The organism is Thermosynechococcus sp. JY1331, assembly GCF_031583475.1.
In the GTDB taxonomy this organism is placed as follows: domain Bacteria; phylum Cyanobacteriota; class Cyanobacteriia; order Thermosynechococcales; family Thermosynechococcaceae; genus Thermosynechococcus.
Genome location: NZ_CP134180.1, coordinates 1989155 through 2014001, shown reverse-complemented (window position 1 = coordinate 2014001; position 24847 = coordinate 1989155). Strand labels below are relative to the sequence as shown.

General features: G+C 53.3%; 23 protein-coding genes and 1 tRNA gene. 13 read left to right on the top strand and 11 right to left on the bottom strand.

What is annotated here, in order from left to right; genetic code table 11:
* The first annotated feature begins 98 nt into the window (after positions 1-98).
* Entirely contained in the window at positions 99-3527 is a 3429-nt protein-coding gene (gene mfd, locus RHJ31_RS09895; RefSeq protein WP_302676474.1) for a transcription-repair coupling factor, read from the top strand.
* On the opposite strand, the gene rfbD is transcribed toward mfd, so the two are convergent.
* Positions 3524-4417, bottom strand: a complete 894-nt coding sequence (gene rfbD / locus RHJ31_RS09890) for a dTDP-4-dehydrorhamnose reductase (protein ID WP_302676473.1) — start codon at positions 4415-4417, stop codon at positions 3524-3526. The genes mfd and rfbD overlap by 4 nt on opposite strands.
* A 62-nt stretch (positions 4418-4479) precedes the next feature.
* On the opposite strand from rfbD, the gene RHJ31_RS09885 reads away from it, so the two are divergent.
* The gene (locus RHJ31_RS09885; protein WP_302676472.1) at positions 4480-6414 is read left to right on the top strand and encodes an AarF/ABC1/UbiB kinase family protein; all 1935 of its coding nucleotides are present in this window, start codon (positions 4480-4482) and stop codon (positions 6412-6414) included.
* On the opposite strand, the gene RHJ31_RS09880 is transcribed toward RHJ31_RS09885, so the two are convergent.
* Positions 6350-7480: a hypothetical protein gene (locus RHJ31_RS09880; protein ID WP_302676471.1), complete on the bottom strand. Its 1131-nt coding sequence runs from the start codon at positions 7478-7480 to the stop codon at positions 6350-6352. The genes RHJ31_RS09885 and RHJ31_RS09880 overlap by 65 nt on opposite strands.
* A gap of 98 nt (positions 7481-7578) precedes the next feature.
* Here RHJ31_RS09880 and RHJ31_RS09875 point away from each other — a divergent pair, with 98 nt between their 5' ends.
* The 6 genes from RHJ31_RS09875 to RHJ31_RS09850 all read left to right on the top strand — a co-directional run bounded on the left by RHJ31_RS09875 (position 7579) and on the right by RHJ31_RS09850 (position 13888).
* A complete protein-coding gene (locus tag RHJ31_RS09875; protein WP_302676470.1) occupies positions 7579-9780 on the top strand; it encodes an argonaute PAZ domain-containing protein in 2202 nt (733 codons plus the stop codon).
* Positions 9781-10190: 410 nt separating this feature from the next.
* Positions 10191-10499: a carbon dioxide-concentrating mechanism protein CcmK gene (locus RHJ31_RS09870; protein WP_011056791.1), complete on the top strand. Its 309-nt coding sequence runs from the start codon at positions 10191-10193 to the stop codon at positions 10497-10499.
* Positions 10500-10586: 87 nt separating this feature from the next.
* Positions 10587-10928 (top strand): carbon dioxide-concentrating mechanism protein CcmK, encoded by a 342-nt coding sequence (locus RHJ31_RS09865; RefSeq protein WP_011056790.1) that lies wholly within the window; start codon positions 10587-10589, stop codon positions 10926-10928.
* Entirely contained in the window at positions 10928-11227 is a 300-nt protein-coding gene (locus RHJ31_RS09860) for a EutN/CcmL family microcompartment protein (protein ID WP_149817455.1), read from the top strand. Before RHJ31_RS09865 ends, RHJ31_RS09860 begins: the two co-directional genes overlap by 1 nt.
* A gap of 18 nt (positions 11228-11245) precedes the next feature.
* Entirely contained in the window at positions 11246-13204 is a 1959-nt protein-coding gene (locus RHJ31_RS09855) for a ribulose bisphosphate carboxylase small subunit (RefSeq protein WP_302676469.1), read from the top strand.
* A 21-nt stretch (positions 13205-13225) separates the two neighbouring features.
* Positions 13226-13888: a hypothetical protein gene (locus RHJ31_RS09850; protein WP_302676468.1), complete on the top strand. Its 663-nt coding sequence runs from the start codon at positions 13226-13228 to the stop codon at positions 13886-13888.
* Here the strand turns inward: RHJ31_RS09850 and rlmD are convergent.
* Positions 13871-15220, bottom strand: coding sequence for a 23S rRNA (uracil(1939)-C(5))-methyltransferase RlmD (rlmD, locus tag RHJ31_RS09845; protein WP_302676467.1), 1350 nt, complete (start codon positions 15218-15220; stop codon positions 13871-13873). The genes RHJ31_RS09850 and rlmD overlap by 18 nt on opposite strands.
* Before the next feature lie 129 nt (positions 15221-15349).
* Here rlmD and RHJ31_RS09840 point away from each other — a divergent pair, with 129 nt between their 5' ends.
* Entirely contained in the window at positions 15350-15874 is a 525-nt protein-coding gene (locus tag RHJ31_RS09840; protein WP_206201492.1) for an alpha/beta hydrolase, read from the top strand.
* A gap of 431 nt (positions 15875-16305) precedes the next feature.
* Positions 16306-17292 carry a transposase gene (locus RHJ31_RS09835; protein ID WP_310445798.1) on the top strand — a complete coding sequence of 329 codons (987 nt, stop codon included), beginning with the start codon at positions 16306-16308 and terminating at the stop codon, positions 17290-17292.
* 3 nt (positions 17293-17295) lie between these two features.
* On the opposite strand, the gene RHJ31_RS09830 is transcribed toward RHJ31_RS09835, so the two are convergent.
* Positions 17296-18447 carry a cysteine desulfurase family protein gene (locus tag RHJ31_RS09830; RefSeq protein ID WP_206201495.1) on the bottom strand — a complete coding sequence of 384 codons (1152 nt, stop codon included), beginning with the start codon at positions 18445-18447 and terminating at the stop codon, positions 17296-17298.
* Positions 18448-18572: 125 nt separating this feature from the next.
* Here RHJ31_RS09830 and RHJ31_RS09825 point away from each other — a divergent pair.
* Positions 18573-18645, top strand: a tRNA-Ile gene (locus tag RHJ31_RS09825).
* Positions 18646-18722: 77 nt separating this feature from the next.
* The gene (locus RHJ31_RS09820; RefSeq protein WP_206201496.1) at positions 18723-19094 is read left to right on the top strand and encodes a ferredoxin-thioredoxin reductase catalytic domain-containing protein; all 372 of its coding nucleotides are present in this window, start codon (positions 18723-18725) and stop codon (positions 19092-19094) included.
* Here RHJ31_RS09820 and RHJ31_RS09815 read toward each other — a convergent pair.
* Positions 19091-19306 carry a spore coat U domain-containing protein gene (locus tag RHJ31_RS09815; protein WP_302676466.1) on the bottom strand — a complete coding sequence of 72 codons (216 nt, stop codon included), beginning with the start codon at positions 19304-19306 and terminating at the stop codon, positions 19091-19093. The genes RHJ31_RS09820 and RHJ31_RS09815 overlap by 4 nt on opposite strands.
* A gap of 259 nt (positions 19307-19565) precedes the next feature.
* Here RHJ31_RS09815 and RHJ31_RS09810 point away from each other — a divergent pair, with 259 nt between their 5' ends.
* On the top strand, positions 19566-20900 hold the full coding sequence (locus tag RHJ31_RS09810; protein WP_302676465.1) for an MFS transporter: 1335 nt from the start codon (positions 19566-19568) through the stop codon (positions 20898-20900).
* On the opposite strand, the gene aguB is transcribed toward RHJ31_RS09810, so the two are convergent.
* Genes aguB through truA form a run of 6 tightly spaced genes read right to left on the bottom strand, consistent with a single transcriptional unit; the run spans position 20897 to position 24845 of the window.
* Positions 20897-21754 carry an N-carbamoylputrescine amidase gene (gene aguB, locus RHJ31_RS09805; protein WP_302676464.1) on the bottom strand — a complete coding sequence of 286 codons (858 nt, stop codon included), beginning with the start codon at positions 21752-21754 and terminating at the stop codon, positions 20897-20899. The genes RHJ31_RS09810 and aguB overlap by 4 nt on opposite strands.
* Positions 21751-22776 (bottom strand): agmatine deiminase family protein, encoded by a 1026-nt coding sequence (locus tag RHJ31_RS09800; protein WP_302676463.1) that lies wholly within the window; start codon positions 22774-22776, stop codon positions 21751-21753. Before RHJ31_RS09800 ends, aguB begins: the two co-directional genes overlap by 4 nt.
* A 9-nt stretch (positions 22777-22785) precedes the next feature.
* Positions 22786-23061, bottom strand: coding sequence for a 50S ribosomal protein L31 (rpmE, locus tag RHJ31_RS09795; protein WP_149817874.1), 276 nt, complete (start codon positions 23059-23061; stop codon positions 22786-22788).
* A 39-nt stretch (positions 23062-23100) separates the two neighbouring features.
* Entirely contained in the window at positions 23101-23514 is a 414-nt protein-coding gene (gene rpsI / locus RHJ31_RS09790; RefSeq protein WP_149817876.1) for a 30S ribosomal protein S9, read from the bottom strand.
* 1 nt (position 23515) lies between these two features.
* Positions 23516-23974, bottom strand: a complete 459-nt coding sequence (gene rplM / locus RHJ31_RS09785) for a 50S ribosomal protein L13 (protein ID WP_206201501.1) — start codon at positions 23972-23974, stop codon at positions 23516-23518.
* Positions 23975-23990: 16 nt separating this feature from the next.
* Positions 23991-24845: a tRNA pseudouridine(38-40) synthase TruA gene (gene truA / locus RHJ31_RS09780; protein WP_302676462.1), complete on the bottom strand. Its 855-nt coding sequence runs from the start codon at positions 24843-24845 to the stop codon at positions 23991-23993.
* Positions 24846-24847: the final 2 nt, after the last annotated feature.

Below are 24847 nucleotides of genomic sequence, written 5' to 3'. Positions count from 1 at the left end.
CAATGATAGGAGAGCGTAAGAATTATAATGCGTTAGCGCTGCCCCAAGGGGTCGCAATTCAATTCTGCAATCTTGATCACCTGCACTGACACTCGTCTATGTCCTTAATGGCAATTCCCCGCAGTTGGGGTAAGCTGCCGCTGACGGCTGAACTGCTCAGCAAATTACAACACCAACGGGAACTGATCCTCACGGGGATGCCCCGCCTTGTCAAGGGCTTTGTGGCCACCACATTGGCGCAGCAGAGTCAGCAATCGCTGTGTGTGATTACTTCCACCTTAGAGGAGGGGGGACGCTGGGCGGCGCAATTGGAACTCATGGGTTGGGAGGCGGTGCTCTTTTACCCGACATCGGAGGCCTCTCCCTATGACCCCTTTGACTTGGAAGCGGAGATGGTCTGGGGGCAACTGCAAGTTCTAGTCGAGAGCGATCGCCCCAATATTGCAATTGTCACCACCGAACGGGCACTGCAACCCCATTTACCCCCACCAGAGCAGTTTCGTGCCGCCTGTCTAACTTTAGAGGTGGGTCAAGAGCACTCCCTAGGGGAAGTGGCCACCGCCTTGGCAGCCCTTGGTTATGAGCGGGTTTCTCTCGTGGAAACGGAAGGCCAGTGGAGTCGGCGCGGCGACATTGTGGATATTTTCCCCGTCTCGGCGGAGCTACCGGTGCGCTTGCAGTGGTTTGGCGATGAGATTGACTCCATTCGCGAGTTTGATCCGGCCAGTCAACGCTCCCTACACACCGAGGGCGATCGCCTTGATGCCCTTGCGCAGGTAACCCTGACGCCCATTAGTTTTACTCCCCTGATTGCCCAAGCCCTGCGGGCAGCAGATCACGCCCATCTCATTTCGGAGGATCAAGAGGGATTGCGGCGCTATCTGGGGGTGGCTTTTCCGCAACCGGCTTCGCTCTTGGATTATTTGCCTGCCCAAACCCTCATTGCCGTGGATGAGCCGCCCCTCTGTGCTGCCCATGGCGATCGCTGGTATGAGCACAGTCAAGCCTACTGGCAAAGCCTTGAAACGCCACCCCCCCCCATTCATCGTCCGTGGTCAGCCAATGCCCAAGCCCTCGAGCGGTTTCAACGGGTGCACCTCTACGAACTGGCCAGTGAGGGACTCGGTCTCAATTTATCAGCACGGGCGGTTCCAGCAATTCCCCACCAATTTGGTCGCTTGGCGGCAACCCTGCGGGAGGAACGGGACAAGGGGTACACCGTGTGGTTGGTCTCTGCGCAGCCGAGTCGCTCTGTAGCCCTGTTGCAGGAGCATGATTGCCCCGCCCAGTTTGTGCCCAATCCCAAGGACTTTCCGGCCATTGATAAGCTGCAACAGCAGCGACTGCCCATTGCCCTCAAGGCCAGTGGTCTAGCGGAAATTAGTGGCTTTATTTTGCCTACGTTCCGCACGGTGCTGGTGAGCGATCGCGAGTTCTTTGGCCAGCACAACCTAGTCAACCTTGGCTATGTGCGCAAACGCCGCCGCGCTGCTGCCAAACAGGTGGATCTCAACAAGCTTCAGCCGGGGGACTACGTCGTCCATCGCCAACACGGCATTGGTCAGTTCCTGCGCCTAGAAACGCTAACGATTAACAACGAAACCCGCGAGTATCTCGCCCTGCAATATGCCGATGGCATTCTCCGCGTTGCTGCCGATCAACTGAATAGTCTCTCCCGCTACCGCAAACAGAGCGATGGCATTCCCCAACTCAATAAGTTAACGGGCAACACTTGGGAACGTACCAAAGCCCGGGTGCGCAAGGCCATTAAAAAAGTAGCGGTGGATCTGCTGCAACTCTATGCCCAACGTGCCCAACAACAGGGCTTTGCCTTCCCTCCAGATACACCGTGGCAGCAGGAAATGGAGGACTCGTTTCCCTATCAGCCCACTCCGGATCAACTCAAGGCCATCCAAGAGGTTAAGGCCGATATGGAGAGCGATCGCCCCATGGATCGGCTGGTCTGCGGTGATGTTGGCTTTGGCAAAACCGAAGTGGCCATTCGCGCTATTTTCAAAGCCGTGATGGCAGGCAAACAGGTGGTGGTTCTTGCACCCACAACGATTCTGACGCAGCAGCATTACCACACCCTCAAGGAACGCTTTGCCCCCTATCCCATTCAAGTGGGACTCCTCAACCGCTTTCGCAGTGAGCGGGAGCGCCAAGACATCCTACAAAAACTCAAAACCGGCGAAATGGATGTTGTCGTGGGCACCCATCAACTCCTGAGCAAAACCGTTAAATTTCGGGACTTGGGGCTACTGGTGGTGGATGAGGAACAACGCTTTGGCGTCAACCAAAAGGAGAAAATCAAAGCCCTCAAAATCCAAGTGGATGTGCTCACCCTCAGTGCAACGCCAATTCCCCGCACCCTCTATATGGCTCTGTCGGGGGTTCGGGAGATGAGCCTAATCACCACACCACCCCCCTCGCGGCGCCCGATTCAAACCCACCTTGCCCCCTATGACCCAGAAACGGTGCGCAGCGCGATTCGCCAAGAACTGGATCGGGGGGGTCAAGTTTTCTATGTCGTGCCGCGGGTTGAGGGGATTGAGGAGGTGGCGGCAAAGCTGCAAGGGATGGTGCCCAGTGCCCGCATTCTCATTGCCCATGGTCAGATGCCCGAAGGGGAGCTGGAATCGACGATGTTGGGGTTTAGCAATGGCGAGGCCGATATCCTTGTCTGTACGACCATCATTGAGTCCGGCTTGGATATTCCCCGCGTCAATACGATTTTGGTGGAGGATGCGCAGCGGTTTGGCTTGGCACAGCTTTATCAACTGCGGGGTCGGGTTGGCCGAGCGGGCATTCAAGCCCATGCGTGGTTATTTTACCCCCGCCAAGAGGTGCTGACTGAAGCGGCACGCCAACGACTGCGGGCAATTCAGGAGTTTACCCAACTGGGATCGGGCTACCAACTGGCAATGCGAGACATGGAAATTCGCGGTGTGGGCAATCTCCTAGGGGCGGAGCAGCACGGTCAACTGGACAGTGTTGGCTTTGATTTGTATGTGGAACTGCTCGAGGAGGCGATCGCTGAAATTCGTGGCCAAGAGATTCCCACCGTTGACGATACCCAAGTGGATCTCAATGTCACTGCCTTTATTCCCGCCGACTATATGCCCGATTTGGAGCAAAAGATGGCCGCCTACCGCGCGGTGTCCGCTGCAACGACAAAAGAAGACTTGATGCAATTGGCGGCAGAGTGGAGCGATCGCTATGGGGCATTGCCCAAATCAGTTCAGCAACTGCTGCGGGTTGTGGAACTCAAGCAACTGGCACGGCAGTGTGGCATTAGCCGCATTCGTCCCGAAGGGAAGCAGCACGTCATCCTTGAAACCCCGATGGCGGAGCCAGCATGGAAACTGCTCCTAGAGCAACTGCCCACCCATCTCCAAAGTCGGTTTGTCTATAGTCAGGGCAAAATTACCGTGCGGGGTCTAGGGACGCAACCGGTGGAGAAACAACTGGCGCAACTCATCGACTGGTTCAGCCAAATGAAAACAACCGTTGCAACAACCCCCTAAAGCACGGATTGCGGATCTAGTTGGTCTAAAAGGGGCTGAAGAACCGCTTCCCAAGGGGGGAGGGGAGTCCCCAAAACCGCCTCCAACTTCTCGCAGTTGAGGGTGGAAAAGGCGGGTCGCTTGGCCGGTGTCGGATACTCACTGCTGGGAATCGCCTCTAGGGTGGCAGTTGCATAGCCCTTGGCACGCAGGTGATCAAAAATTTTTACCGCAAAGCCATACCAACTGGTACTGCCGCGGGGCGTCAGGTGATAGAGACCGCTCAAGGAGGAATCCGCCTGCCAGCGTTCCAGCAGTTGATAGGTGACTTGGGCAATGAAGGGGGCAGCCGTGGGCGTACCGATTTGATCGGCAACGACCCGAACCACAGGACGGGTTTGAGCAAGGCGAACCATGGTGCGCAAAAAGTTCTTACCCCGCAGGTCATACACCCAACTGGTGCGCAAGATCAGGTGGGCGGGGTGATGGGTGGCGATCGCCTGCTCTCCTAGCCACTTACTATAGCCATAGGCATTGAGGGGGGCAGTGGCATCCGTTTCGCGATAGGGTCGCGACTGCGTACCAGCAAACACATAATCCGTTGAGTAGTGAATCAACAGCCCTCCCAAAGAGGCCATCGTTTCTGCCAAAAGACCCACAGCTGTGCCATTAATCCGTTGTGCCCGTTCCGGTTCCTGTTCCGCCTGATCCACGGCAGTATAGGCCGCCGCATTGATGACCACATCGGGGCAAAGGGTTTTTACTAGGTTGGGAATGGCCTCTAAATCTTCCAAGTCCAGTGTTACGGCAGTGCCTTGGCGAGCAATGGGAATGACTTCTACCCCTTGGGGAGCCTGCTGCACCAATTGCCAGCCCACCTGCCCCGTTGCCCCCAAAATCACTAGCCGCATTTTCCGCCCTCCCTGATGATGAACTGATTGTTAAAATACTTTAAGAGTTTGCGCGACTGCCCATGAATACGGCAATTGTCCCCAGTGATTCCGCGCCCCAAGAGATTGCGATCGCGGCTGAAACCCTTCCCAATGATCCGGAGACCTTTCAACCCTATGATCCCGTGGCCATTGGTGCCTACTACCGGCAGCGACCTTTACTGGTCTTCAGTCGCTGGTTGCGGATTCTCTGGCCAGTGTTTTGGCTGCTCTTTAACCGTTGGTGGGACAGGGTCACAGGCCAAAGTAAACAAAATCAACACCAGCGAGCGATCGCCCTGCGGGAAACCCTCACCCGCCTTGGACCAGCCTATATCAAAGTGGGGCAAGCCCTCTCCACTCGTCCGGATCTCTTGCCAGCGGTCTATTTGGAAGAATTAACAAAACTCCAAGATCAGTTGCCACCCTTCCCCAATGAAGTGGCCTTTCAGTTTATTGAGGAGGAACTGGGCGCCCCCCCCAGTGAGCTTTTTGCTGAACTGAGTGATCATCCCATTGCGGCTGCCTCCTTGGGACAGGTGTATCGCGGCAAACTCCACAGTGGCGAAGAGGTGGCTGTCAAAGTCCAGCGTCCCGGCTTGGCAGAAAGTATCACCTTGGACATTTACATTCTGCGGGGGGTGGCCTATTGGGCAAAACGCCTGATCAAGGAGATTCGCAGTGATTTAGTGGCCATTCTCGATGAATTTGCTGGTCGCCTCTTTGAGGAAATGGATTATACCCAAGAGGGACGGAATGCCGAACGCTTTGCCCGTCTCTATGGCCACCTCACCGATGTCTATATTCCCAAGATTTACTGGAATTATACGCGGCGGCGGGTGCTCACCATGGAGTGGGTGACGGGGGTCAAACTCAACCAACCGCAGCAAATTCAAGCCTTGGGGATTGATCCGCGCTACATGGTGTATGTGGGGGTGCAGTGCTCCCTGCGGCAGTTGCTCGAACATGGGTTTTTCCATGCTGATCCCCATCCAGGGAATCTGCTGGCCATGCCTAGCGGCAAATTGGCCTATCTCGACTTTGGCATGATGAGTGAGATTGCCCCAGAGCAGCGCTATGGCTTGCTGAATGCCATTGTCCACATTGTTAACCGTGAGTACGAAAGCCTTGCCTACGACTATGTTCATTTAGGGTTCCTAACCCCCGATACAGATCTGGAACCAATTATTCCGGCGCTGGCCTTGGTCTTTGAGGATGCCTTGGGGGCGAGTGTCTCGGAACTAAATATCCAACGCATTTTCGATCGCCTGTCAGAGGTGATGTACGAGTATCCCTTTCAGGTGCCTGCCTATTATGCCTTGATCGTGCGATCGCTCCTGACCATGGAAGGGATTGCCATGGGCGTTGACCCCAACTTTAAGGTACTCAGTGCCGCCTATCCTTACATTGCCAAACGACTGCTCACGGATCCTGCCCCAGAGCTGCGCACAAGTCTCACGAACCTGCTCCTCAAGGATGGTCAATTTCGCTGGACGCGCCTAGAAAATCTGCTGCGCAATGCCCGCGAGAGCCGTGACTATGACTTTAATGTGGTGCTGGAGCAGGCTTTAGATTTTCTCTTTTCGGAGCGGGGAGTGGAGTATCGCGATCGCCTAGCGGATGAAATTGTCAAGAGCCTTGACACGTGGGCACGGACAACCATAGGGCAATGGAACTTGGTGCAACTCTTACCCCTCGTCACCCGTCCCGTACCAGCAACGGCAAGTTCTAATATCGTCAGTGAAGCCAATGCCCTAGAGCATTTGCGCCGCATTTTCAGCATTTTGCAGGATACCCCCGGCTTTGACTGGGGCAAAGTCATCCCTGCAATTCTGCGGATTATTGTGCGCCCAGAGGTACAGCAAATGGGTCAGCGTATTGTCAACGGCCTCCTGCAACGGGCGATCGCCCGCTTTATTCGGGAGATGTTGCTGGCGGACTCGCAGCCGGCGCTTCAGACGACGAGTTTGTCTCGCTAGGTTCTGGGGATACGGGCGGTGGTGCTTCTTCAGTGGGGGTGGGTGCTGGTGAGGCTTCACTCGCAGGGGATGGTCTAGCCTCTGGTTTTGGTGTTGGTGGTAGCGTTGCCGGTGCTGGCATGGCAGGCTGTGGTCTTGGGGTGGCAGCCGGTTGCTGACCTCGGCACACTTCGGGGCGATACTCAAAAGCAAAGGTGAGCGCTAGGGCTTGGTACTGCCCTGTGGCCTCAAAGGATTGCTGACGTACCCGTTCTAGGGCGGCTTGATCGAGGAGTGCAGAACCACTGCTGCGAATAATCTGGGGATTGCGGGTGAGCAAACCCGTTTCGGGGGCGGCATTGGCAGGCAGCAATTGCCCTTGGGGAGTGACCACCACAGCAACGGTTGTTTCCCCCTGCAGGCGATCCCCACAGGCCTCTTGGGGATAAAAGTCCGTGATCCGCTGGGCTAAATTCACTTGTAGATTCGTTGTATTGAGGGTCAATCGCGTTTGATTCAACCACCGCGATAACGCTGCTGCCGCTTCGCCTTCTGTGGTTGCTAGGGGTTCTTCAGGGGTGGGTTCAGGCGTAGGCGTCGGTGAGACGAGTTCCGGCGCAACGGCCACCTCTTCATTCGGGGTTGTCGGGATAACGGGTAAGGGGCGGGCGGGCGGGGGCAATTGCCATAGCGGCGGCAAAGGTTGCAGCGGTACTGGATTGGGCAGGGGCGGCAGTTCCGTCAGTGGCGGCAAAGGCGGCAGGGGTGCCAAGGGGGCAAAGGAGAGGGGGGGTGGCTCAATGCCTGTAAACGGTAGAGGCGGTGGTGTGATCGTGGCAAGGGGCGGCAGTTCCGTGGGCAAGAGCGGTTCAATCGAAGGTAAATCCGCTTCGAGTTCCGGAGAAAGGCTGACCAAGGGCACCAGTTGATCACTGGCCAACTCTGGCGGTGTGGGTTCGGGCACCCGCACAAAGGAAAGAATCACAGCGTGCAGCAGAATTGAACTAGCGATCGCCACCCGTGTTGGCTCCCACACTGGCCACTGGGAAACCCTTTGCCAAATGGGTTGCATTGGTAGCCGCAGCACCCCAGATCCTCCACACCGATATTCATGACAATTGTATCTCGGCTGCTTAAATTTGTAACAAGACTTGCTATAATCATCCACATTTGCATTCTCTGTGAATGATGTTCGCCCAATTTCGAGAAGTTGAAGTTATACTCAATCGTTTTTTTGTGAAAAATCTGACTCAACAGGATCTCACATTTTATGAATACCAATGCCAATTTACTCAAGTGCCAGAGGAAGGTAGCGAGCAAAAAGCCCTTTCCAGCGTTTGCTACAAACTAGGTGTAACTGCTGTTCGACTAGGGAACCGCATTATTACAAGGCAGCCTATTGATACTAGTAAGATGCAAACTCAGGGTTGGCAGTTACAGCAAATAGGATGTAGAGAGCTGAGTTGTCAAAAAGATCACGAAAGGCAGGCACTGGAATCCTTTGAACGCAAAATCCTAGAGTGCAAATTAAAAGAAAAACTTAAGAAAGCCAGAATTGAAAAAGATTACGAAGTCGGATTGATTTGGTGGAATACTGCTGAAGAAGGGATAGAAAAAAGGGGGGATGGCTGGGAAGTACATAAAGGTGGATCAATCAACGTTAGAATTGAGCCAGATGGAAAATTATACTTGGAAATTGATATTCATCATCGCTTTTATACTCCATTTACACTTGAATGGTGGCTCAAAAAATATCCCGATATTCAGATCAAGTACGTCAGAAATACTTACGAAGATAAAAAAGTTTGGATTCTTGAAAATTTTTCGAATAAAAGTCCAAATGACGTAGAAATAAAAGAACTCGGAATCAGTTTAGCAGCTTACCACCGTCAAAAAGACGCATCTGAACAAGAGATCAATGAGTCACGCGTTGTAATTGTTAGAAAAACTAGTGACTATAAAGCTAAGCCAGTATATCATCTATCTCAAAGACTATCACCAATTCTCACAGTAGAAATTTTGGCACAAATTGCTGAACAAGTCAGAGAAAAAAGAGAAAAAAGTGAAATTCAAGGTGTGTTTGACTGCATTAGGAAAAATATTAACCTGCGTTTGTCGGCATCCCAAAAAACAGCCGAACGCATTTTCGAACACATCTATAATCTTAGTCGTCAACCAGAGCTGCTCAAAGTTAACGGGTTTGTCATGCCTCGCGCAAAACTATTAGCTCGTAATAATAAAGAAATTAACAAAACAGCTGAAATTAGCTCCTTTGGCTGTGCAAAAATTGGCGAAACGAAATTTGGCTGCCTTAATCTTTCTGATGATAAAGCTGAATATCCAGAAGAAGTACGCAAATGCTTACTGCAAATAGCAGAAAGTAGTGGCACCCAGATACAAATAGACTACTTTTTTACCAAAAGCGAATATCCAAAAGATGATCTGGATCAACAAAGATTCTGGCAGCAATGGGCTGATCGAGGAATTAAAACTGTTCTAGTGGTGATGCCCTGGTCACCCAATGAAGAAAAACAGAAATTGCGAAATCAAGCATTAAAAGCAGGTATAGCAACTCAGTTTATGGTGCCAGTTAATGTAAATGATTATAAATCTCTCAATGTTTGCCTAGGGCTGCTGTGTAAAGCCAAGTGGCAGCCTGTCTACCTAAAACCATTAGACCATCCCGAAGCTGCTGACTTAATTATTGGTTTTGATGCAGGTACAAATGGAAGACTGTACTATGGCACTTCTGCTTTTGCAGTTTTAGCCAATGGTCAAAGCTTGGGTTGGGAGTTACCAGATGTGCAACGGGGAGAAACTATCTCTGGCCAAGCAATTTGGCAAGTTGTGTCTAAGCTAGTGCTTAAATTCCAAGACAATTTTGATTCCTACCCTAAAAAGATACTACTGATGCGTGATGGCCTTATTCAAAAAGGGGAATTTGAACAGACAATCGAAGAACTAAATAAAAAAAATATTGCTGTCGATATTCTCAGTGTCCGTAAAAGTGGCTCAGGCAGAATGGGACGTGAACTCAATTCAGGCAATAGCAAAATAACCTATAGTGACGCTGAAGTGGGTACTATGATTGTTGATCCTAAAAGTAAATTATTTATTTTACAAACCAGCGAGGCAATCAAGACAAAGGATGGAACGATTGGCAGTGCTAGACCGTTGCGCGTTGTGCATACCCATGGCAAGACCCCTTTAGAGCTACTAGCTTTACAGACCTATCATTTGACTCAATTGCATCCTGCTAGCGGATTTCGCTCTTGTCGACTGCCTTGGGTACTGCACCTCGCCGATAAAAGTAGCAAAGAGTTTCAGCGCATCGGTCAAATCAGCGTTTTACAGAATATTGATCGAGAAAAGTTAATTGCTGTTTGATAGAACAATAGATTTTAATCTAGCAAAATACAGGGCAACATTGAAATACCTTATGCAGTCTGCCCAAACAGCGGCAGAACCCTCTTAATCGAGCAATCAATCTATGAGAAGGTAACCAGTTTTAGATAAAATTCTATGGATTAACTGATTCATACTCACCTGCCTTGAGCTGAAATAGGGGTCAAGGGCTTAAAATTAGGTTTGATAATACGAGAAACTAGAAAATATTATCAATCATTATATTGTCAAAAGAAACCCCTGACCCTATGCTTGTTTTAGAAATAATGAGGACGGTGATTAACGTTACGATAACAATCGGCTATCCCGTCATTATTTTCTGTAGCGATCGCTCTGATTGCAACTCTAGCTTTTGTACTGCTTACCCTTATTCTAATTAGGAGAGCTTACTCATGCCAATTGCTGTGGGAATGATTGAAACGCGCGGATTCCCCGCCGTCGTCGAAGCAGCAGACGCAATGGTAAAAGCCGCTCGGGTCACCCTTGTGGGCTACGAGAAAATTGGGAGTGGTCGGGTCACCGTGATTGTGCGGGGTGATGTCTCCGAGGTGCAAGCCTCAGTGGCTGCCGGGGTCGATTCTGCCAAACGTGTCAATGGCGGCGAGGTACTGTCTACGCACATCATTGCTCGTCCCCACGAAAACCTTGAGTACGTATTGCCCATTCGCTATACCGAGGCAGTGGAGCAATTCCGAAACTAAGGGGTTTGGCAGTTGGGTGGAGTTTTCAGTTGCATCGCTTATCGATCCTCTAGTTCTTAACTTGTCTGACGTTTAGGAGTTATTACAATGGCAATTGCCGTCGGTATGATTGAAACCCTTGGTTTCCCCGCAGTGGTGGAAGCCGCAGACGCAATGGTGAAAGCCGCTCGCGTTACCCTTGTGGGCTACGAGAAAATCGGCAGTGGTCGGGTCACCGTGATTGTCCGTGGTGATGTCTCTGAAGTGCAGGCTTCGGTGGCGGCGGGGGTCGAAAACGTGAAGCGTGTGAATGGGGGTCAAGTGCTCTCCACCCACATCATTGCACGTCCCCACGAAAACCTCGAATACGTCCTGCCCATTCGCTACACTGAAGCGGTGGAACAATTCCGCGAAAGCGTTAGTGGTATTCGCCCGATGGGTCGCCCATAGTGAAAATCGCGCGAGTGTGCGGCACCGTTACCAGTACTCAAAAAGAAGACACCTTAACGGGAGTCAAGTTTCTCGTCTTGCAATATTTGGGTGAGGACGGCGAATTTTTACCCGACTACGAAGTGGCTGCAGATACGGTGGGTGCAGGACAGGATGAGTGGGTATTGGTAAGCCGAGGCAGTGCCGCCCGCTGTATTATCAATGGCACCGACAAACCCATTGACGCAGCCGTTGTCGCCATTATTGACACCGTAAGTCGGGATAATTATTTGCTCTACAGCAAACGTACCCAGTATTAGCATTGGAGACTTCTCCCTATGGCGGTTCAAAGCTATGCGGCACCTCCGACGCCGTGGTCTAGGGATTTAGCGGAGCCAGAGATTGCCCCCACGGCTTACGTCCACTCCTTTAGTAACCTCATCGGCGATGTCCGCATCAAAGATTATGTTCACATCGCACCCGGCACGTCCATTCGTGCCGATGAAGGAACGCCCTTCCACATTGGCTCCCGCACCAACATCCAAGATGGCGTTGTCATCCACGGCCTCCAGCAGGGACGGGTGATTGGCGATGATGGCCAAGAGTATTCTGTCTGGATTGGTGATAATGCCTCAATTACCCACATGGCGCTGATCCACGGCCCTGCCTACATTGGCGATGGCTGTTTCATTGGCTTTCGTTCGACGGTCTTTAATGCTCGGATTGGCGCAGGCTGTGTGGTGATGATGCATGTCCTCATTCAGGATGTGGAGATTCCACCGGGAAAATATGTGCCTTCAGGAATGGTGATCACGACGCAGCAGCAAGCCGATCGCCTGCCCAATGTGGAAGAGTCGGATATTCACTTTGCCCAGCACGTGGTTGGCATTAATGAAGCACTGCTATCGGGGTACCAGTGTGCTGAGAATATTGCCTGTATTGCCCCGATTCGGAATGAACTCCAGCGTCAAGAAGACCCACCCATCCTACACGTTGAAACGCTCACCGGGGAAAAGAACACTATGACCGCAGATTATGGGACTCATGTCCGCCAATTGTTGCAGCAGGGATACCAAATCAGCTTGGAATATGCCGATGCGCGGCGGTATCGTACGAGCTCTTGGCAGAGTTGCCCGACGTTGACGGGACGGCAGGAGTCTCAAGTGATGGCGGCGATCGCCCAACTCCTCAAGGAACACGAGGGCGAGTATGTGCGCCTGATCGGTGTTGATCCCAAAGCCAAGCGTCGCGTTTTCGAGGAAATTATTCAACGCCCCGGTCAAGCTGCTGTGACTAGTTCTAGTAGCTATCGTCCCAGCGCAACCGTGAGTGCAGCCCCAGTGGGTTCCCTCGATGCTTCTGTTGTGGCTCAGGTGCGGCAGTTGCTCCAGCAGGGCTATCAAATTGGCACAGAGCACGCCGATGCCCGCCGCTATCGCACCAGCTCTTGGACCAGTTGTGCTCCGATTCAAGCAAAGCAGGAACGGGAAGTGCTCGCCGCCCTTGAAGCCTGCCTCCAAGAACATGCAGGGGAATATGTGCGCTTGATTGGTATTGATCAAAAGCAAAAGCGGCGCGTCCTTGAGCAAATTATTCAGCGGCCCGATGGCGCGGTGGCGATCGCCACAAAAGCAGCAACCCCAGCGGCTACTAGCCCTGTCTCCGTCAGTTCGGCCAGCAATGAAACTGTTCTCAGTGCCGATCTCCTGAACCAAATTCAAGACCTGTTGCGCCAGGGCTGCCAAGTCACCACCGAGTATGCCGACCAGCGTCGCTTCCGTACCAGTTCTTGGCAAAGCGGCATCAAAATTACCTCAGCGCAGCAGCTCAATGACCTCAGTGCCTTCCTTGCCGAGCACCAGCGGGACTATGTCCGCCTCGTAGGTGTCAATCCCCAAGCCAAACAGCGGGTATTGGAAACGATTATTCACCGCCCCAATGGTAAAGCCGCCAGCAATGGCAGTAGCACCCGTGGTCAAGGGTTCGCACCGCGCCCAACCGCCTCTAGTCAAGGGAGCACTAGCAGCCACAACCTCAGTCAAGAGGTGGTTGAACAAGTACGGCAACTGCTACAACAGGGCTATACCCTCGGCCTAGAACACGTGGATGCCCGTCGCTACCGCACCAACTCTTGGCAAAGTGGCCCCCGCATTGAGGCCAAAAATCTCAATGAAGCCCTTGCTGCGATTCAGGCTTGCCTCCAAGAATACAGTGGCGAGTACGTGCGGCTGATTGGCATTAATCCTGCCGGTAAGCAGCGGGTGGCCGAAATCCTGCTCCAACAGGCTGCTAAGTAGCCCTCCCTGTGAGGTGCCCCAATGCCCCTGCCGCCTTTAGCCCTGCCCCCTTCACCTGCGGTTCGCATTGTTGGTGATGTGGTGGTGGATCCCCAAGCCGTTTTGGCACCCGGGGTGTTGCTTTGGGCAGAAGCAGGGGCTTCAATTCGCATTGCCGCAGGTGTCTGTATTGGTATGGGCAGCGTCATTCATGCCCACGGCGGCACCATTGAGATTGGCGAAGGGGTCAACATTGGCGCGGGTGTGCTGCTGATTGGGGCAGTGACCGTTGAACCCCATGCCTGTATTGGCGCCAGTACCACCGTGATGCAAACAACGATTCCGGCTGGTGCTGTGGTGGCCGCTGGTTCGCTTCTTGGTGATAGTAGTCGCCGTTGGCAGCCCCCCACAGAAACGAGTCCCCTCCAAGAGAGTGCCGTTTCCTCTGAGGATCCTTGGCAAGAGCCATCAACAACTGCCGATATTGCAGAGAATTCCACGCCAGAGCAGCAGGAGTCTACAGCCTCTCCCTCTAGCCATCAGGAAAGTCCAACCGCCGTGCCACCAGAGACAAGCACTTCGCCAACACCTAAGACCAGCGTGGTCTATGGCCAAGCCTACGTTAGCAAGATGTTTGCCAAAATGTTTCGCGTAGAGCCAATCCAACCCACTGGGGAGAATCATGCCTTAGGAAGTAGTCAGTAAAGCAACCGTTTCAACATGGGCTGTTTGCGGAAACATATCGAGGGGCTGAATTTTGGTTAGTTGATAGGCACCGGTAGCGCAGAGGTGAGCCAAATCCCGTGCCAAGGTGGCAGGGTGACAACTGACATAGAGAATGCGCGGCGGACAGTGGCGGAGAATCGCCTCAAGAACGGGGCGATCGCACCCTTTGCGCGGTGGATCAAGAATTAGCACATCCACGGCCTGATCGGACTGGGGTAGCCACTCTTCTGCTCTGGCACAGAAAAAACGAGCATTGTTAATACCATTGTGTTGGGCGTTGGCGATCGCCTGTTGTACCGAAGCAGGATGCACTTCCACACCAATCACTTCAGCGACAGCGCCGGCAAGGGGTAGGCTCAGTGTCCCGACTCCACAGTAGAGATCGACCAGTCGTTCGTGACCTGTTGGGGCAATCCACTCTCGCAGGGTGCTAACCAGTTGCTCCGCTTGCGCCGTGTTGACTTGAAAAAAGGTGGTCGAAGCAATCTGAAACCTCACCCCTGCCATCTCTTCCCAAAGGTACGATCGCCCCGCCAATACCTGGGTCTCGTCACCAAAGATGCGATTGCCCACTTGATCATTGAAGTTGACACAGACCCCCACCACCCCTTGAAACTGCTGTAACCAACCTTCTGCCTCTGCCTGCAAGCCAGCGGGTAATGCCCCCGCAAGCACGAGGGTAATGAGCTGCTCCCCGGTACGCTGACCAATGCGCAAGCCCAAGTGGCGCAACCCCGGTTCATGGGTCTGCTCGTTGTATATCGGCCAAGGTTGTAACGCTTGCTTCAGGGCAGCCAAGAGCGGATTGAAGCGCGGATCTTGCACGGGACATTGATTCAGGTTTACTAGGTGATGGGAGCCTTTTTGGTAATAGCCCGCAACCACGGTACCATGGCGGCGACCGAGGGGGTACGTCACTTTATTGCGATAGCCAAAGGGGTTAGGGGCAGCCAAAATCGGTAGGAAAATTTGCGGTTTCAGATGAGCAATGCGAGCGATCGCGTCCTTCACCAGTTGTTCTTTGGCCGCCAATTGTGCCCCATAGGCCACCCGCTGCCACTGACAGCCGCCACATTTATCCGCCACAATACAGCTTGGCCGCACCCGCTGCTCTGAGGGTTGCACCACCTCCAAGACCTTGCCGTGGGCATATTGCCGCTTGACATGGGTCAGTCGCACCCGCAGGCGATCGCCCGGAACCGTATCCGCCACAAAAACCACCCGATCCTGCCAGCGTCCTACCCCCTCCCCCGTGTGGTTCAAGGAGTCAATTGTTAGCTCAATGGTGGCGCCCTGCTGCCAAACGCTCATCAATTTACGTCTAAGCCTACTAAACGTTAGGGATAAGTTAAGGAGAGCCAGCAAGCTCTATTTTCGCTGCTATACTGCTAGCGGTGCAATCCGACGTTTGTACTGAAGTGATTTTGGAGTCGATCCCCTATGCTGAAGCGTCTTTCGCCTTGGTTACTGGCACTGGCACTACCCGTGGGTGCCCTTTTCACCACCCCTGCCAAAGCAGCTAACTTTGTCTCCCTCACCTATGGTCCTTTTCAGCGCTCCTTCCCGATGTCGGAGCTAGAGGAATTTGTGTCCACTCAAGAAGCTACGGGAGAATTGCGAGCATTGATGCGGATGGTTTCCAAAGATGACCAAGCCAAGCTCCTTGAATTCTTGGGTATGCGGCTGCCCTTTAATGTTGTGCAAACCAATAAAATTTTGAGTAGTCCCATTGGCAAAGATTTACTCAAACAATTTTCTCAGGTCACGATTCGCCGCGATAAAGCCGGTGAAGTGGCTCTCCGTGGTGCCATGCTCACTGCCGCTGCTTCTCCGGAAGGGTTGAGCATGATGTCGTTTTTGAAAAACTATCCTGCTGAAACCATCAACCTTGATTTGCGCAAGCTCAACCAAATGCTCAAGAAACAAGATGGCATTATGAGCATGCTCGGGAAACTGCGCCCATAGCGCTAGACGATTGACGAAGAGTTAAAATTAACGATTCCAGTGCAGGGGCAAAGAGGCTCCTGCATTTTTTAGCAATCTACCAAAATTTGCCGTAGTACTCCGTCTATACCGCAAAGCGGTTAGGTGGTAGTGAGGTGATAGGCGACCATAGGGAGCAGTCACTCAATCTCAGCTTGTTGCTGGATATATTGAGCTAGCACCGAACATCGGGCGCGACTAATAGCTATAGTCCACTCATGCTCACCCTGACGTACGAGTACAGGCTAAAACTAACCCAGCAGCAGGCCAAGCAGATCGACCACGATCTAGAAGTGTGTCGCCAAGTGCGGATGCCCCTTACCCCAGCTTCAACGTGCAGTGTCAACGGTTGACCCAAGCAAAGCAGCTCAACCCTGATTTAGCGTTGGTTAACGCCCAAGCATCAGCAAGTCTTGAAGCGGCTAGACCAAGCGTTTGAGCGGCGGCAGAAGTTGGGAGCTGGGTTCCCACGGTTCAAGAAACCTAGCCAGATGCGGTCATACGTTTTTCCGCAACTCGGCAAGCAACCATTGGCACCCGGACGAGTCAAGTTACCGAGTCTGGGCTGGGTGGCTATTCGTCAGTCTCGCCCTTACCCAGAGGGGTTTACCGCTAAGCAAGCGAGGGTGATCAAACGCGCCTCTGGTTATTACCTGCTGCTCACGTTTCAGGCTGATATTGCCATCCCAGAGCCGCCATTGGGGGGTCATGTGGTTGGCCTCGATGTTGGCTTGGAAGACTTTCTCTCCACCTCGGACGGACTTCAACTAGCACGACCCAAGTTTTTCGTAGAGATGCAACGCAAGCTTCAATTGCTGCAACGCAGACTGAAGCGAAAAAAAGTTGGATCAGCCAACTGGAAGAAGATTCAACGCAAGGTGGCGAAGCTGCATGAACAGATTACCCGCACCCGCAGGGACTTTCACTTCAAGGTCGCTCACCAACTTTGCGACGGGGCTGACGTGATTGTGGTGGAGGACTTGAATCTGATTGGCCTCAGTCGTGGGACGCTGGGCAAGCACATGCTGGATGCGGGTCATGGGCCATTCCTGAACTCGGTGTTGCCTTGGGTGACCTGCAAGCGTGGCAAGGTGGTTGTCAAGGAGAAAGCAGCGAGCACCTCTCAAGAGTGTCCCAACTGTGGCGAAGCAGTCCGCAAAACGCTATCAATCCGTTGGCATGAGTGCCCCTGTGGCTGTTCAATGCCTAGGGATATTGCCGCTGCATTCGTGTTGCGGAATCGATTGATAGGCGGTGGGGCGCACCGTCTTGAAAATGCCCCTGGAGAGGTTCTGGCGGGGATGACTTTCGGGTCATCTAGTCAAGACTCTGTGAACGGGGAATCTCCTGCTATACGCGTTGGCCTAAGCCTGCCGTTAGGCATAGCGTTACCGGGATGAGCGTCAACTCTGGTGGCGTAGTTGTTGAATGCTGTGGTGAATCTGCTGAAGCGCTAAATCAATCTCGGTCTCTGTGGTGGTACGTAATAAACCAAATCGCAGCGAAGCATGAGCAAGGGTGGGCGATCGCCCCAAGGCAAGAAGAACGTGAGACGGTGTTGGTTTGTCGCTACTACAGGCTGCCCCCGTTGAGAGGGCAACATGGGGATAAATCGACTGTAGGAGGGCATTGCCCTCAACCCCACCAATACTGACATTGAGACAGTTGGGTAAACTCTGTTGCCAATCACCATTGAGATAAATGTCTCCAAGGGAGGCTAAGCCCTGCCACAGCCGTTCTTTCAGGTGCCGCAGATGGGGAATATCCGTGGCTTGACGTTCCTGAGCGAGTCGTACTGCTACCCCAAAGCCGACAATGAGGGGGGTGGCCAAGGTTCCGGATCGCCAGCCCTGTTCTTGACTGCCACCATGAAGTTGAGGCGCAAGTTGGACGCGGGGGCGATCGCGCCGCACATAGAGGGCACCAATGCCCTTTGGTCCGTAGAGTTTATGGGCAGTCAGGGACATGAGATCCACCTGAAGCGCCTGAACATCCAAGGGAATTTTGCCCAAGGCTTGAGCGGCATCGGTGTGGAAGAGTACCCCGCGATCGCGACAGCGGCGACCAATCTCGGCCAAGGGTTGGAGCACCCCAATTTCATTATTGGCAGCCATCACGGATACCAAGATGGTCTCATGGGTAAAGGCTTGCTCTAACTCAGCCAGATCAATGAACCCTTTCTCATTCACCCCTAGATAGGTCACCCGAAAGCCAAGGGACTCCAAATAGCGACAGGGAGCGAGCACTGCATTGTGTTCTGTCTGCACGGTAATGATATGGCGACCGCGACTGTAGTAGGCTTCAGCCACCCCCTTGATTGCCAAGTTGTCTGCTTCAGTGGCACCACTGGTGAAAATGATTTCTTCGGGATGGGCATGGATAGCTGCGGCAATCGTTTCACGGGCAAGATCAATGGCGGCGGCGGCCTCCCAACCATAGGCATGGGCACGATTACTGGCATTGCCGGGGCGATCGCTAAAATAGGGCAACATGGCTGCCAGTACTTGGGGATCCACCGGTGTGGTTGCCAGTCCATCTAAGTAAATTGGCTTCATCCCCAGTCTTCTTGAAACCCCTTCTCCTTTAGCCTAGCAAGGAACCCCGCACTCAATGGCCATTCAGACCATCTGGCGGTAGAAAGCGCCAAGTGGGACTATATTGAAAAGTGATAGGCATTTTCCCAGGGTTGGCCGAGCGGATGAGGCAGCGAACTCATAATTCGCCATAGGCTGGTTCAACTCCAGCACCCTGGATCTTTTAATCCAGTCAACGCCAATCCAGCGATCGCCTTCCGCTAAACTGAAAGAAGTTTCGTGTCGCAAATTTTGCCATGAGTAGCACCTATAAACCGCAACAGGCCTCCGACAAAAATCTTGAAGCCATGCGCAAGTTTGCGGAAACCTATGCTAAGCGCACAGGAACCTACTTTTGCTCAGATTTGGGGACAACGGCGGTTGTTCTGGAAGGATTGGCCAAGCATAAAGACGACTATGGCTCTCCCCTGTGTCCCTGCCGCCACTATGAAGACAAAGAAGCAGAGGTAGAAGCGGCCTACTGGAACTGCCCCTGTGTGCCCATGCGCGAACGGCGGGAGTGTCACTGCCTTCTCTTTTTAACTCCGGATCATCCCTTTGCGGGTACAGCTCAGGAGATTTCCTTTGAACAAATTCGCGAGGAAACCAATCGCTTTACGGTCTCTTAGTATTCCAGTGTCACTACAATCGTATTGCTGTAGATGCCCGCAGGCACAAACTGCCGGGTGGGGATGCGACCAAAAATTTCAAGGGTTGTAGGGGCATGATTCACAGGCACTAAGGTACGCAAACTGCTCCCACCGGTACCATCCCCCCAGATTTGGGTGCGAGCGGCATCAATGTAAAGGTTGTAGTCAAGGCGCTCCCTGCCAGAGGTCATTTGTCGAGGGATAAAAGGATCGGCATTGCCAGTAGGCGCCAAGGTTTAGGCCAGTCACGCTGTTAATGGTGCAGTTTGCAAAAGTAACTGTCGGTAGAGCTAGGCCGCTGGCGATCGCGAGCAGGATACTGAGATGTGGCTGCACCACTCACAGGTATTTAAGAACAACCTACGCCAATCATAGTTCATCCGTGATTTCCCTTGGCAGACATCCCCCTAGGGGGGATATAGTAAACGTGTGGGTTTTGAGGTGGCCACCATGACCTTTCAACTTCCTCCCCTGTTGCAGTGCCTACGGAATCGAGCCTTTGCCGGTCTCTATACGGCGCAAACGATCAATCTGATTGGGGATGCGTTCACATGGCTCGGCTTAGCACTCCTTGCTTTTGAGTTAGCAGGAGAGAATTCAGGACTGTGGCTCTCAACTGCCTTAACTCTGCGGGTCACCATTTTTGTGCTATTGGCTCCTATTGCTGGTGTCTTAGCAGATCGATTGGATCGCAAGGGATTGATGGTGACTACCCATCTTGTGCGGATGGTTTTGGTGTCGTTCTTGCCGTTTGTTACTGAGGGCTGGCAACTGTATCTCGTAGTGGCTTTGCTGAGTGGCTTTCACGCCCTTTTTACCCCAACCTACACGGCCACATTACCCTTGATTACGACTGCTGAGGAGTGCCCACCGGCGATCGCCCTCTCGAATGCCACGTACCAACTCCTGAGTGTTTTAGGCCCAGCCCTCGCAGGTAGTATTGCGGCGTTATGCAGTACCCGTTCAGTGTTCTTTTTGGATGCTTTGACCTTTTTGGTTGCAGCGGTGTTGATTGCTGGGCTGCCCACTGCTTTGATCGTACCTAGAGCAGGATCAGTCCCCCCCCGTAGCGGATTTCTTGAGGAGCTAAGTGTTGGTAGTCAGTGCCTTTGGTGGGATGCAGCAATTCGCTATGGATTACTACTGCAATTGGTGGCGGCGATCGCTGGCGCGGAAATTTTGGTGAATACCGTCGGCTATGTTCAGGGCACGCTACAGGCAGGAAGTCAGGCCTACGGCTCAATCATGGCGGCATTTGGTGGGGGTGCTACTTTGGCTGCGGTGATTTGGGGTTCTTCCTGTCGCAGGATGAGTGCAGTGGTGGTGATGGCCCTAGGGGGGATACTGACGGTGCTGCCGTTGCTGGCTGCCTATGGTGCCAATGTCCCTACCCTCGCTCTGTTGTGGGCGATCGCGGGTATCGGTAAAACCCTCGTCAATGTGCCTATGCAGACGGTAATTGCTGAGAGAGTGGCCGTGGACTTGCAGGGTCGGGTTTATGGCGCTCAGTTTGCTTGGAGTCATCTTTGGTGGGTCTTGGCCTATCCCCTAGCGGGATGGTTCGGCAGTCAGTTTCCAGCCCAACATTTTTTCTATACTGGCCTCAGTAGCATGGTGCTTTTCATCGCTTTTGTGGTGTTGACCCGACCGTGGCAGTTGCGGCATCTCCCCGCTGGTTTTTGGCACACTCATCCCCATGAGCACGACAGCGAGCATGATCATTGCCATCGGCTACAGGCTCATCAGCACCTACACTTTCATCTCCAGCCAAGCCACGGCAATTAACTAACACCATCCGCAGTCAACAGGGCTTTGTAGAGGCCGGGTCGGCGATCGCGAAAGAAGCCATAGGCCGCCCGTAGGTGCTCAATTTCCTCTAAATCAAATTTATGGACAAGCACTGCTTCTTGGGTGCGATCAGCCTCGGCCACCAGATCTCCCCTTGGATTAGCAATAAATGAACTGCCATAGAATAGTTGCCCCCCCTCATCACCCACACGGTTGGCTGCCACCACTGGAATCACATTTGCCACTGCATGACCAACCATCACCCGCTGCCACGGGTCTTTGGTGTCCAGTGTGGGATCGTGGGGTTCACTACCAATAGCAGTGGGATACACGAGCACTTCTGCTCCCATCAGGGTCATCACCCGTGCAGCCTCTGGAAACCACTGATCCCAGCAGATGCCGACACCGATTTTGCCGTAGCGGGTACGCCAGACTCGAAAGCCTGTATTGCCGGGGCGGAAGTAAAACTTTTCCTCATAGCCGGGGCCATCGGGAATATGACTTTTGCGATAGACACCGAGGTTGACACCCCCCGCATCAATCATGGCCACACTGTTGTAATAGACGGTGCCCGCCTTTTCAAAAAAGGACACTGGAATCACCACCGCCAGTTCCCGCGCCAAGGCCTCAAAGTGAGCAATTGTTGGGTGGTTTTTCACGGGGTGTGCCCGCTGAAAGTGACTCTCCCGCTCTTCCTTACAAAAATAGTGACCTTCAAATAGCTCTGGCAGGACAATGACCTGTGCCCCCTGCTGATGCGCCTGCCGCACTAGATCACTGAGGTGCAGAATATTGGTCTCAACATCATCGGTCAGTTGAGCTTGGATGGCAGCAACGGTCAGTGTTCTCATAGTTCCTGCTGAGTAATGCAATGGAAGGCGCCTCCCCCTTCTAAAATCGTCCGTGCGGGAAGGCCAACAGTTTTGCGACTGGGAAAGAGCTTGGCGATCGCCTCAACCGCTTTGGCATCCGCTTCGACACCATAGGTGGGGACGACAACGGTGGTATTGGCGATATAAAAATTCACGTAGCTAGCGGGTAAAATCTCCCCCTTGCGACTCGTCACCCGCCCCGGCGAAGGCACTGGGATTACCTCTAGGGAGCGCCCCTTGGCATCCGTTAGCGTTTGCAACTGCTCATAAATCGTCAGCAGGACATCGTAGTTCGGATCCTCAGGGCTGTCGGGCAGCATACAAACCACAGTTGCCGGAGCCACAAAACGCACCAGCGTATCGATGTGACCATCGGTGTGATCGTTGGCCAGTCCCGATTCAATCCAGAGGATTTTGCTCACGCCAAGGGCGGGCTTGAGGCGGGCTTCCACTTCTGCGCTGTCTAAATAGGGATTGCGGTTGGGGTTGAGGAGACACTGGCGGGTGGTAAGGCAGGTTCCTTCGCCATCCACTTCGATCGCTCCCCCCTCCAAAAATAACGGCACCGCCCCATAGGGGAGGCCGATGGCTAGAGCAAGGCGCACAGCCAAGTCACTATCGCCGGGAAGTTGATACTTCTTGCCCCAACCATTAAAGGGCAAACAGAGGAGTCGACGCTCCCCTGCCTCATTGATTAAGCCCACAGGAGCGGTATCCCGCAGCCAAATGTCACCAAAGGGGAGTTGATAAAACTGTGGATTCAGATCCCCGAGATAAGAACGAGCGGTGGCTTCTCCCGCCTCATCCAGCACCAGAATCTTCAGTTGCTCCCCGCGGCACTGACCTGTTACGGGATCGGGGTCAGCGATCGCGCGACACAGGGCAGTAAATTCTAAACGCACCTGCGGTAATAGTTCTCCCCACAAATCCTCGTGACTGGGGAAAGCTAACCAACAGGCGCGATGGGGCAGCCACTCAGCCGGCTGAAAAAAGGGGGACATGAAGAGCGATTAGCCCTTTTTGTTGGTTTTGGGTGCAGGTTTAGCGGCAGCTTTTTTCCCTTTAGCAGTTTGCTGGGGTTTGGCACCGCTGTATTTCCGGCGGAAGCGTTCCACCCGCCCTTCAGCGTCAACGATTTTCTGAGTACCCGTGAAGAAGGGATGGTTGCCTGACCAGATATCCACGTGCAGTTCGGGTTTCGTGGAACCCACGGTCATCACTACTTCACCGTCACAATAGACTTTGGCTTCGGGATACCACTGGGGATGAATGTTCGGTTTTGGCATAGGCGTCTCACCACAAACGAGAAGTAAAAAACAAAAATCTTAGCGTTTTGAGTATTGGGGGGCTTTGCGGGCTTTGCGCAGACCGTATTTACGCCGCTCCTTGGCACGGGGATCGCGGGTGAGATAGCCTTCCGTTTTCAGCGGCTTGCGGTTTTCGATGTCCAGTTGACACAGGGCGCGGGCAATCCCTAAACGAATGGCATCTGCTTGCCCCGTCAAACCACCCCCCGTGGCATTGACATAAATATCATAGCTACTTTCAAGGCCAAGGGTTTCAAGGGGGGCTTTCACCAAGTTGAGATAGGTGGGGTTGTTTTGCAGGTAGTCAGCCCCATTGCGGCCATTGATCAACAGTTGACCGCTACCGGGGATCAGGCGCACCCGTGCCACCGCCGACTTACGGCGACCGGTTCCCAAATAAACTACCCGCTTAGACTGATCAGCAATCTGCATGTTAGGCTCCCGGAATCGTGTTAATGGTCAAAGGCTGGGGTTTTTGCGCTTGGTGGGGATGCTCTGGCCCAGCATAAACTTTCAGCTTGGTAAAGAGTTTACGGCCAAGGGAATTTTTCGGCAGCATCCCTTTGACAGCATGCTCAATAATCCGCTCGGGAATGCGGGCTTGCAGTTGATCAAAGGTTTCAATTTTCATGCCGCCGGGGCGTCCCGAGTGACGACGGTAGAGTTTTTGGGAGCGTTTTCTGCCGGTGACGGTGACTTTCTCGGCATTGATGACAATCACAAAATCACCCGTGTCCATGTGGGGGGTGTAAATGGCTTTGTTTTTACCCCTGAGAATACGGGCAATTGCTGCGGCTAGCCGACCCAAGCGTTGATCAGCGGCATCAATGACATACCACTGGGGAGCAAGGTCATCCACGGCGGGCAGTGGTGTCTTTACGGTACTGGTCATCACAAACTCCATGATTCTATGCAATGGACAATTCAGGGGTAATGGAGGCTAACTGAAACTGGGGCATCGCCTCGGTGCACAGGGCAAGGGGGAAAGGCGATTCAGGATAACCCACCCCCAATAGACAAAGGCCTACAGGGGGGGCAGCATACTTGACGAGGTGGCGTTGCTCCTGCTGCCAAATTTCCGTAAAACTGGCGGGCGATCGCTGGCCTTGCCCCACCTGTACCAAGAGTCCCACCAACAGGCGCATCATGCCGTAGAGAAACCCCGAAGCTTGCACCTCAATTTCCACGAGGGCACCGCGCCGCTGGCAGCTCACCGCCTGCACCTCCACCCAAGAATGGGCACGATTCGAGCCAGAACGGTGAAAAGCACTGAGGTGATGCCGCCCGATCAATGGCTGGAGAACCGCTGCCATTTTTTCCACATCCAAAGGGGCATAGTAGTAGTGCCATGTCCAAGGACGCAGAAAGATATTGGGGCAAGGATCGGTATAGAGGGTATAGCGATAGCGACGCCACAGTGCCGAGAAACGGGCATGCCAGTGATCGGGCACCACCGCTGCCGCACGAATCACTACATCGGCGGGCAAGCGAGCATTGAGAATCCCCGGCCAACGATGAACGGGAATGGGCGAGTTGATCGTAACGTGAGCCACTTGACCAGCGGCATGAACCCCTGTATCGGTGCGACCCGCTGCGACAACAGAGACGGGATGATTGACAACACTGGCGATCGCCTGCTCAATCACCTCCTGTACTGTGCGCTGTCCCACCTGCCGTTGCCAGCCGTGGAAATGGGTGCCCTGGTACTGAATAAGCAGTGCCAAGCGTTGGCCGCTCTGAGGAGGTGCGATCGCCGTCATCATTG